Below are 9,441 nucleotides of genomic sequence, written 5' to 3' on the forward strand. Positions count from 1 at the left end.
CCCGACCGCGACGGGGACCTGCGCCGCCGTCGCCGTGCGGGCCCGGCGCGCCGCCATCATCTTGTCGTAGTAGACGAGGCCGGTCATGCCGACCGCCAGACCGACCGCCATCACGAGGAAGCCCCCGACGGCCGTGCCCCACTTGTGGTCCGACAGCGCGGCGTCGGTCGGCTCCCAGGCGTGGGCGAGGATGTCCCACACGAGGAAGACCAGGACGCCGATCGCGACGCCGTTGAGGGCGGCCTTGAGGCGGGGGGCCGGCTGGCGGAGCCGGCCGATGGGCAGGCCGAGGAAGATCGTGAACCCGGCGATCGCGCCCAGGAGGGCGATCTGGCTACCTGACATAGAACGGAACTCCGGAGACTCGGGACACCCACCACGACTTAGGTGAGCCTCACCAAGGTAAGCCTCACCCGGCCGTCCTGGCCAATCGCCCCCTCACGCGAGCGCGACCGGCTCCGGGCCGACCGCCGGCTCGAGGGCGGGCCCCACCGGCGCCGGGTCCAGCCCGCGCAGCTGCAGCGCCATCGCCACCGTGACCGCGACCGCCAGGACGCTGCCGACGACGAAGGTGCCCCGCGCCCCCAGCACCGCTCCACCGAGGGCCCCCAGACCCATCGCGACGACGGAGGAGGCGCGGGAGACCCCGCTCACGGCGGCGAGGACCTTCCCGCGGTCGCGCTCGGGCGGGCGGACGGCATACAGCGGTCCGGACGCGGCGTTGGCGGCAGCGTTGGCCACCCCGACCATGGCGAAGACGGCTGCGAGCACGACCAGCGAGGGCGCGAGCCCGGCCGCGCCGACCCCGAGCGCGGTGCCGGCGAAGCCCACCAGGAGGACCCTGACCCGTGCGGCGTCGCTCGCCGCCCGCCCGGCCAGCCACGACCCGAGCACGGCACCGGCGCCGAACACCGCCTGCACCACGCCGAAGCCGGTGGCGCTGGCGTGGAGGTCGTCCCGGACGAGGAAGACCTCCGCCACGTTGACCCCCTCGAGCACGACGACGAACGGCATCATCCAGACGAACGTCACCCACAGCAGCCGGTCGCGTCGCATAAGGCGCAGCCCGTCCAGCGCCCTGGCCCGGGCCCGCTCGGCGCGGGCGGGCAGGGCCGGCTCGACCACCGAGTGCCGGCCACCCCGGCGGGTGCGCACCAGGGCCGCCGCGAGGAGGAGCCCGGTGAACGAGGCGGCATCCACCCACAGCGCCGCGGCGACGCCGAAGGCGCCGACGAGGAGGCCACCGACGGTGGCGCCGACCACGCCGGTCGCCGCGAGCAGCCCCTGCTGCAGCGCGCTGACGCGCCCCATGTCCTCGTCACCGACGATGCGCGGGAGCAGCGCACCCCAGGTCGGGTTGCTCACGGCCTGGCCGAGCTGCAGCAGCACGACCAGCGCCACGGTGGCCGCGAGGCCGTCGACCAGGGCCAGTCCCGCGCACGCCAGTAGCTCGACGCTGGTGCTGGCCAGCAGCACCCGGCGCGAGTCGAACCGGTCCGAGACCTGCCCCGCCACCGCCATGAGCAGCACCGGCGGGAGGCTGAACGCGGCGAGGAGCACGGCCATCCCTGCGGTGCCGGAGCCCTGGTCATGCACCCGCAGGACCAGCGCGAACAGGGCCAGGGCGTCACCGACGTAGGACAGGGCCCGGGCCGGCATGACCAGCCGGAGGTCCCGGTGGCGCCACAGGGACCGGTTCGCAGCCGGCGACTTGTGAAGGGTTTGCTTCATAGTTTGTGAAGGTACTGTTTCACATCAGCCCGGTCAACCCCTTACGCTTCACGGCATGGCACCCCGCCCGCCGCAGCAGAAGGTCGTCACCCTGACCGACCCCAAGGCCATCCGGGCCCTGGCCCACCCGGCCCGGCAGCGGGTGATCGACGAGCTCTACGGGGGGTCGGTACTCACGGCCACCGAGGCCGCGCGGCTCTGCGGGCTGACCCCGTCCGCGATGAGCTACCACCTGCGCGCGCTGGAGAAGTGGGGCATCGTCGTGCGCGACGAGGCCGGCGAGGATGCCCGCGAGCGCCCGTGGCGCGCCGCGGCGAAGGACCTGCGCATCGACCACTCGGGGCACGGTGCCGCCACCACGGCTGCCACCAGGGCGTTCGCCGCGACCTTCGTGGCCCCCCTGGTGGAGGAGCTGCTGGCCTGGGCCGGGAGCGACCGCCGCGGGCAGCTGGACGGCACCTCGATGTCGCGCGGCCGGATGTGGCTGACGACCGAGGAGGCCAAGGCCCTCGTCGACCAGGTCGTCGCCCTGATGGCGCCCTACGAGGAGCGGACCGCCGCTGACCACCCCGAGGGCGCCGCGCAGTTCAGCAGCTTCTGGTCACTGATGCGCCGACCGGAAGGCTCCGCCGCGGACTAGGCACCGTGCCGGCCGGTCAGGCCGAACCGGCCCCCGCCCACATCGGGTCGACCTCCAGGCCGGGGCGCTCGTCGTCCCACGCCACCGCGCTGATCCGCCACCCGTCGGCGGTCCGGACCAGCTGCAGGCTCTTCATGCCCCGCCCGGTGAACGAGGTCCCGTCCTGCACCCATGACTTGGCGTAGCTGCAGAAGTGCTGGGCGATGTCGCCGAACACCTCGGTCCGCCCGTGGACCTCCCACTCGCGGAAGTCGACCAGTGTCCCGCCGGTCAGCAACGCCCGGCGGGGCGCGATGAAGCCGTCGACGTCGTAGACGGCGGGCACGAGGCCGCAGGTGCGGACGACCACCGCCCCGGGCAGGAACACCCGGCGGAGCTCGTCGAGCCGGGCGGCGATGTCGGGTGCGGACGTGAACGCCGCGAAGAACGTGCGCACGATGCCGGCGATCGCCTCGCGGTCGGCGGCCCCGGTGCCGAACACGGTGCCGGCCACGGCTTCGGAGCCGGCTTCGCGGCTCACGCGAACCCCGGCGCGACGCGCTGCCACGGCGCGAGGGCCTCGAGCTGGGCGGCGACCCCGATCAGCCGGGACTCCCTGCCGGCCGGCGCGACGAGCTGCACCGCCAACGGCATCCGGCGGTTGTGGCCGCCGACCGGCACGGTCATCGCGGGGTAGCCGGCGAGGTTCCACGGACCCTGGAAGGGTGCGTAGCGGGTCGCGGCCAGGACGTTGGCCGGCCAGCTGCGCTCGTGCCAGCGGGCGGCCGGCGGGGGTGGCCCGGCGAGCGCCGGGGTGACCAGCACGTCATACCGCTCGAAGAACGGCTCGACCGCCGCCCGCCATCGCTCGCGGGCCCCGTCCTTGACCAGGCCGCGCTGCTGCAGGAGCCGCCCGAGCCCGATGTGCCCGCGGGTGCGGCGCTGCAACAGCTGGGGGTCGAGCCCCTCGGCCTCCTGCGCGGCGCCGGCGAACCAGCGCGCGGTCATCTCGTTCATCGACCCGGGCCGGTAGGACGGGTCGGCGTCGCGCACGGTGTGTCCGGCCCGGCGCAACAGCTCACCTGCCCGCCCGGCCGCGCGCCGCTGGTCGGCGCCGACCGGTATGCCGGGCACCGGCGGGCGCGTGGACACCGCGACGCGCAGGATGCCGGCCGAGGTGGACACCCGCGCCAGGTCGGGCCGCTCGGCCAGGACCGAGAGCAGCAGGGCGGCGTCGGCGACCGTGGTGGCGAGGGAGCCATGCGTGGACATGCCGTACCAGCCCTCGGTCGGCTCGGCGACCACCCCGGCGCCGGGCTTGATGCCGACCAGGCCGCAGCACGCCGCGGGGATGCGCACCGAGCCCATCCCGTCCGAGCCGTGCGCCAGCGGCACCAGACCGGCGGCGACCGCGGCGGCGCTGCCACCGGAGGATCCGCCCGGGGTGCGGGTCAGGTCCCACGGGTTGCGCGCGGTGCCCTCGGCGGTGTCGGTCATCGGCCAGATGCACAGCTCGGGCACCCGGGTCAGGCCGACGACGACCGCCCCGGCGGCACGCAGCCGCTGCACGACCACGTGGTCGCTGCCGGCCGGTTCGCGCGAGGTCGCCCGGGACCCGTCCTCGGTCCGCTCGCCCGCGACGGGGACGTTGTCCTTGACTGCCACGGGCACCCCGGCGAGCGGCAGGCGGGCGAGGCCGCCGCGCCCGGCGAGCTCGGCGGCCTCCCGCCGGGCCTCCCGGGTGCGGATCCGGCGGAACGCGCCGATGCGCGGGTCGTGGGTCGCGATGCGGTCGAGCGCGGCCTCGGTGGTGAGGCGGGGGTCGAGGTCGCCGGCATGCACGGCCGCGACGATCCCGGTGGCGGTGTCGGGCTGCGGGGTCACACCCCGGACGCTAGGTGAGGACGCCCGCTCCCGCCACAGGCGAACGGGCGGTGCCGGGCGTGGTGCGCACCCGGCATACCGGTCGTGGCCTCAGTCCTGCGGGGTCGACGGCGCCGGGGTGGTGCCGTCGGGGCCGGGGAAGCTGACGCTCGGCGCGGTGCGGGCGGCCTCCTCGGCCTCGAAGTACTCCTCGCGCGTGATGTGGAACATCGAGGCGAAGATGTTGGACGGCACCGTCTCGACCTTGGTGTTCAGCTCGCGGACGTTGGCGTTGTAGTAGCGCCGGCCGGCGGCGATGCGGTCCTCGGTCGAGCTGAGCTCCTGCTGCAGCGCGAGGAAGTTCTGGTTGGCCTTGAGGTCGGGGTAGGCCTCGGCCACCGCAATGAGCCGGCCCAGCGCCTGGGTCAGCACGTTCTCACTCTGCGCCGCGGCGGCCGGGCCCTGCCCACCGGCCATCGCCGCCGAGCGGGCCTTCATGACGTCCTCGAGGGTGCCGCGCTCGTGAGCCGCGTAGCCCTTGACCGTCTCGACCAGGTTGGGGATCAGGTCGTGCCGGCGCTTGAGCTCGACGTCGATCTGGCGCCAGGCCTCTTGCACGAGGTTGCGCAGCTTGACCAGCCCGTTGTAGGTCGAGACCGCCCACAGGAGCAGCAGCACGACGACGACGCCGATGACGATCCAGACGACCATGAGGTCCTCCTGCGCTAGTGGGTGCTCCCAGCCTAGCCAGCGCCGGGTCGCCACGCCGCGGGTTGCGCGGGCGGGGTGCGCTCAGGCCAGCCCGAGCTCCTGCACGCTGTATGCCGCGCGGTAGGGCAGGCCCTCGGCCTCCACCTTCTCCTGCGCGCCGCTGGCGCGGTCGGCGATCACGGCCACGGCGACGACCTCGGCGCCGGCCTCGCGGCAGGCGGCCACCGCGGTCAGCGGGGAGCCGCCGGTGGTGGAGGTGTCCTCGACGACGAGCACCCGACGCCCGGCGATGGAGGGTCCCTCGATCCGCTGCTGGAGGCCGTGGGCCTTCTCGGCCTTGCGCACCACGAACGCGTCGAGCCGGCGACCGGCCGCGGCGCTGGCGTGCAGCATCGCCGTGGCCACCGGGTCGGCGCCCATCGTCAGGCCGCCGACCGCGTCGACGTCGAGGTCGCGGACGAGGTCGGTCATGACCTGGCCGACGAGCGGGGCGGCCTCGCCGTCGAGGGTGATGCGGCGCAGGTCGACGTAGAAGTCGGCCTCCTTGCCGGAGGACAGCGTGACCGTGCCGTGGACGACGGCCTTGGCCTTGATGAGCTCGAGCAGACGGGCGCGGGCGGCAGCGGAGTCAGTCACGGCCTTCACCCTAGCCGCGCCGGAGCGGGAGGTGACGGGCGCGGCACACGGCTCAGCGGCCGTGGCGGCGCCGTGAGGCGACACCACCGGAGGCGCGGCGGACCAGGCCGCGCGGCAGGGTGCGTGTCAGTGCGGCGATGAGCTTGTACTGCGGCCCGGGCACCGAGATGACCTTGCCCGCCTTGACGTCGTCGAGGCAGTCCCGGACCAGGCGGTCGGCCTCCAGCCACATGACCTTGGGCAGGCGGGACATGTCGAGCGAGGCCCGCTGGTGGAACTCGGTGTGGGTGAACCCCGGGCACAGGGCGGTGACCGTGACACCGGTGCCGGCGAGCTCGTTCGCCAGCGCCTCGGAGAACGTGGTCACCCAGGCCTTGGCCGCCGAGTAGCTGCCCATCGCGACGAACCCGGCCACCGAGGAGACGTTGATGATGGCCCCCCGGCCGCGGTCCCGCATGGCGAGTGCCGCCGCGTGGGAGAGGACCATCACCGCCCGGCACAGCACGTCCAGCGCGCGCTCCTCCTCGGTCAGGTCGCCCTGCAGGAAGCTGCGCGAGAGGCCGAAGCCGGCGTTGTTGACCAGCAGGTCGACCGGGCGGCCGGGCTCGCCCAGGCGATCGGCCACCTTCTGCACCTGGAGCCGGTCGGACAGGTCGGCGGCGAGGATCTCGCAGTGCACCTGGTACTTCGCCTCGAGCTCGTCGGAGACGTTCTCCAGACGGGCCCGGTCGCGTGCCACCAGCACGAGGTCGTGACCCCGCTCGGCGAGCTCACGGCAGAAGGCCAGGCCGATGCCTGCGGTCGCTCCGGTGACGAGTGCGGTAGCCATGGCAGGAAGCCTAGGGCCCCCTCCTAAGGTGGACCACGTGCGAATCGCTACGTGGAACGTCAACTCCATCCGCTCACGGATCGACCGGGTCGAGGCCTGGCTCCAGCGCAGCGACTGCGACGTGCTCGCCCTGCAGGAGACCAAGGCGACCGACGAGCAGTTCCCCTTCGAGCGGCTGCGCGCCCTCGGCTACGAGGTGGCCCACCACGGCCTGAACCAGTGGAACGGCGTGGCGATCCTGTCCCGCGTCGGGCTGGACGACGTCGAGGTCGGCTTCGAGAACATGCCGATGTGGGGCGACCCGCTCGGCGCGGAGGCCCGCGCCCTCGGCGCCACCTGCGGGGGGGTCCGGATCTGGTCGCTCTACGTCCCCAACGGCCGGTCCCTGGAGGACCCGCACCTGGCCTACAAGCTGGACTGGCTGGCGCACCTGCGCGACACCGCCGCCAAGTGGCTGGCGGAGAACCCGTCCGCCCAGGTGGCCCTCGTCGGTGACTGGAACATCGCGCCGCAGGACGAGGACGTCTGGGACATGGAGTTCTTCGCCGACAAGACCCACGTCTCCCCGCCCGAGCGCGCCGCCTTCTCGGCGATCGTCGAGGCCGGCTACACCGACCTGGTCCGCCCGCACGCCCCCGGGCCGGGCGTCTACACCTACTGGGACTACCAGCAGCTGCGCTTCCCCAAGCGTCAGGGCATGCGGATCGACTTCGTGCTCGGCTCCCCCGCGCTGACCGCGCGCGTCGAGGGCGCCGCGATCGACCGCGAGGAGCGCAAGGGCAAGGGCGCCAGCGACCATGCCCCCGTCATCGTGGACCTGGCCGACCTGTGACCGAACGCCCCACGCGGGTCCGCGCCGACTACGAGGCCGTCGTCGTCGGCAGCGGCTTCGCCGGGATCGCCATGGCGATCGCCCTGAAACGCCAGGGCATCCACGACTTCGTCGTGCTCGAGAAGGGCGACGACCTCGGCGGCACCTGGCGGGACAACACCTACCCGGGATGTGCCTGCGACGTCCCGTCCCACCTGTACTCCTACTCCTTCGAGCTCAAGGCGGACTGGTCCCGCGCCTACGCCTCGGCCCCGGAGATCCTCGACTACGTCCGGCACTGCTGCACGAAGTACGGCCTCGACCCCCACCTGCGCTTCGGCTACCGGCTGGACGTGGCCCGCTACGAGGAGGAGTCCGGGCTCTGGCGGCTGACGGTGCGCACGCCCACGGGCATCGTGCAGGCACGGTGCCGCACCCTCGTCATGGCCGTCGGCGCGCTGCACGAACCGGCCCGGCCCGACATCGCCGGGCTCGACGACTTCGGCGGCCCGGTCATCCACACCGCGGCGTGGGACCACTCGGTGACGTTGCAGGGCAAGCGGGTCGGCGTGATCGGCACCGGTTCCAGCGCGATCCAGGTGGTGCCCCAGGTGGCTCCCGCGACGGGCCGGTTGACCGTGTTCCAGCGGACGCCGCCGTGGGTCCTGCCCAAGGAGGACCCGGAGTACTCCCCGGCCGCGCAGCGCCGGTTCGCGCGCTGGCCGTGGCTGGCCTGGCTCAAGCGCGCGGCGATCTACTGGACCAACGAGGCGCGGGTGGTCGGCTTCGCCCGCCACCCCAGGGCGATGAAGGTCGCCGAGCGTATGGCGCGCCGCCACCTGCACGCCCAGGTCGCCGACCCGGACCTGCGGGAGAGGCTCACCCCCGACTACACGATCGGGTGCAAGCGCATCCTGGTCTCGAGCGACTACTACCCGGCGCTGCAGCGCGACAACGTGCACCTCGAGACGGCCGGGATCGACCACGTCGAGAACGGCGCCGTGGTCACCACCGACGGCCGGCGGCACGAGCTCGACGTGCTGGTGCTCGCCACCGGCTTCGACGTCATCGGCACCTACCAGCACCTGGAGGTCGTCGGCCGCGACGGGCGCAACCTGGGCCACGAGTGGGCCAAGGCGCCGGAGGCGTACCTCGGCACGACGGTCGAGGGCTTCCCCAACCTGTTCACGCTGGTCGGCCCGAACACCGGACTCGGCCACACCTCGATGCTCATCATGATCGAGGCCCAGGCCGAGCTGGTGCTGCGCGCGATGCGCGAGCGGGACCGTCGCCAGGCCCGGGCGGTCGAGGTCGAGGCGGCGGCCCAGGAGGCGTTCAACGACGAGCTGCAACGGCGCAGCGCCTCCGCGGTCTGGCTGACCGGCTGCCGCAGCTGGTACCTCGACGACTCCGGCGTCAACCGGGCCCTGTGGCCGTGGTCGACCGTGGCCTACCGGCGCCGGACCGCCCGGTTCCAGCCGGGGCACTACCGTTTCCACGCATGAGCCAGCAGCGCGTCGTCCTCATCAGCGGTGGGGCGAGCGGTATCGGAGCCGCCCTCGCCACGGCCCACGCTCGCCTCGGTGACACCGTCGTCGTCGCGGACATCCGTCCCTCCGCCCCCGAGCACGTGCACCTGGACGTGACCGACCGGCAGGCCTTCGCCCGGGTCGCGCGGCGGGTCGTGGACGAGCACGGCAGGATCGACGTGTTCTACAACAACGCCGGCATCGCGACCGGCGGCCTGGTCGAGGAGCTCTCACCCGAGCACTGGGACCGCACCATCGACGTCAACCTGCGCGGCGTCGTGCATGGCATCGAGGCCGTCTACCCCCTCATGCGGGCCCAGCGCAGCGGCCACATCGTCAACACCGCCTCCCTCGCCGGGTTGCTCCCCGCGCCGGTCATGGCTCCCTACACCGCCACGAAGCACGCGGTGGTGGCGCTGTCCCAGGCCCTGCGGCTGGAGGCCAGGGCGCACGGGGTGAAGGTGACCGCGGTGTGCCCCGGCTTCGTCGACACCCCGCTGCTGCAGGCTGTCAACCGCGACGTGCCCCCGACCGGCGTCAACGAGGAGGCCCCGGCCCTGGTCGACCGGCTCCGCCCGCACCTGCTCCCGGTCGACGAGCTCGCCCGGATCGTGGTCGAGGCACTGCCCAAGAACCCCGCGCTGGTCGTGGCCCCGCGCCAGGCGCGCCTCGCCGCGTGGGCGCAGCGGTTCGCGCCCGGCCTGGTCCGGCT

11 protein-coding genes are annotated in these 9,441 nt (G+C 73.7%); 4 read left to right on the plus strand and 7 right to left on the minus strand.

Annotated elements, in window-relative coordinates:
• Together VF825_RS07440 and VF825_RS07445 are read right to left on the minus strand one after the other, a co-directional pair.
• On the minus strand, window positions 1–345 hold a 345-nt coding region (locus tag VF825_RS07440; RefSeq protein WP_331111754.1), incomplete at its 3' end, for a hypothetical protein.
• Window positions 346–438: 93 nt separating this feature from the next.
• A complete protein-coding gene (locus VF825_RS07445; protein ID WP_331111756.1) occupies window positions 439–1,731 on the minus strand; it encodes an MFS transporter in 1,293 nt (430 codons plus the stop codon).
• A 55-nt stretch (window positions 1,732–1,786) separates the two neighbouring features.
• Here VF825_RS07445 and VF825_RS07450 point away from each other — a divergent pair, with 55 nt between their 5' ends.
• Window positions 1,787–2,371 (plus strand): helix-turn-helix domain-containing protein, encoded by a 585-nt coding sequence (locus tag VF825_RS07450; RefSeq protein ID WP_331111758.1) that lies wholly within the window; start codon window positions 1,787–1,789, stop codon window positions 2,369–2,371.
• Window positions 2,372–2,387: 16 nt separating this feature from the next.
• Here the strand turns inward: VF825_RS07450 and VF825_RS07455 are convergent, their stop codons facing one another.
• The 5 genes from VF825_RS07455 to VF825_RS07475 form a co-directional block, all read right to left on the minus strand.
• The gene (locus tag VF825_RS07455) at window positions 2,388–2,891 is read right to left on the minus strand and encodes a DUF4440 domain-containing protein (protein WP_331111760.1); all 504 of its coding nucleotides are present in this window, start codon (window positions 2,889–2,891) and stop codon (window positions 2,388–2,390) included.
• On the minus strand, window positions 2,888–4,234 hold the full coding sequence (locus VF825_RS07460) for an amidase (protein ID WP_331111762.1): 1,347 nt from the start codon (window positions 4,232–4,234) through the stop codon (window positions 2,888–2,890). Before VF825_RS07460 ends, VF825_RS07455 begins: the two co-directional genes overlap by 4 nt.
• 90 nt (window positions 4,235–4,324) lie before the next feature.
• Entirely contained in the window at window positions 4,325–4,924 is a 600-nt protein-coding gene (locus VF825_RS07465; protein WP_331111764.1) for a LemA family protein, read from the minus strand.
• 81 nt (window positions 4,925–5,005) lie between these two features.
• The gene (gene pyrE / locus VF825_RS07470) at window positions 5,006–5,560 is read right to left on the minus strand and encodes an orotate phosphoribosyltransferase (protein WP_331111766.1); all 555 of its coding nucleotides are present in this window, start codon (window positions 5,558–5,560) and stop codon (window positions 5,006–5,008) included.
• A 52-nt stretch (window positions 5,561–5,612) separates the two neighbouring features.
• Window positions 5,613–6,389, minus strand: coding sequence for an SDR family oxidoreductase (locus VF825_RS07475; RefSeq protein ID WP_331111768.1), 777 nt, complete (start codon window positions 6,387–6,389; stop codon window positions 5,613–5,615).
• A gap of 37 nt (window positions 6,390–6,426) precedes the next feature.
• Between VF825_RS07475 and VF825_RS07480 the strand changes: the two genes are divergently transcribed.
• The 3 genes from VF825_RS07480 to VF825_RS07490 form a co-directional block, all read left to right on the plus strand.
• Entirely contained in the window at window positions 6,427–7,221 is a 795-nt protein-coding gene (locus VF825_RS07480) for an exodeoxyribonuclease III (protein WP_331111770.1), read from the plus strand.
• Window positions 7,218–8,705: an NAD(P)/FAD-dependent oxidoreductase gene (locus VF825_RS07485; protein WP_331111772.1), complete on the plus strand. Its 1,488-nt coding sequence runs from the start codon at window positions 7,218–7,220 to the stop codon at window positions 8,703–8,705. Before VF825_RS07480 ends, VF825_RS07485 begins: the two co-directional genes overlap by 4 nt.
• Window positions 8,702–9,441: SDR family oxidoreductase (locus tag VF825_RS07490; protein ID WP_331111774.1), on the plus strand; the 740-nt coding region annotated here is incomplete at its 3' end. The genes VF825_RS07485 and VF825_RS07490, both read left to right, overlap by 4 nt.

It is taken from the genome of Oryzihumus sp., assembly GCF_036391795.1.
In the GTDB taxonomy this organism is placed as follows: Bacteria; Actinomycetota; Actinomycetes; order Actinomycetales; family Dermatophilaceae; genus Oryzihumus.

Excerpts from the sequence above, each read along its gene's own strand:
- VF825_RS07465 (WP_331111764.1), bottom strand. The coding sequence starts at position 4,924 with ATGGTCGTCTGGATCGTCATCGGCGTCGTCGTCGTGCTGCTGCTCCTG.
- VF825_RS07450 (WP_331111758.1), top strand. The coding sequence starts at position 1,787 with ATGGCACCCCGCCCGCCGCAGCAGAAGGTCGTCACCCTGACCGACCCC.
- VF825_RS07475 (WP_331111768.1), bottom strand. The coding sequence starts at position 6,389 with ATGGCTACCGCACTCGTCACCGGAGCGACCGCAGGCATCGGCCTGGCC.
- VF825_RS07445 (WP_331111756.1), bottom strand. The coding sequence starts at position 1,731 with ATGAAGCAAACCCTTCACAAGTCGCCGGCTGCGAACCGGTCCCTGTGG.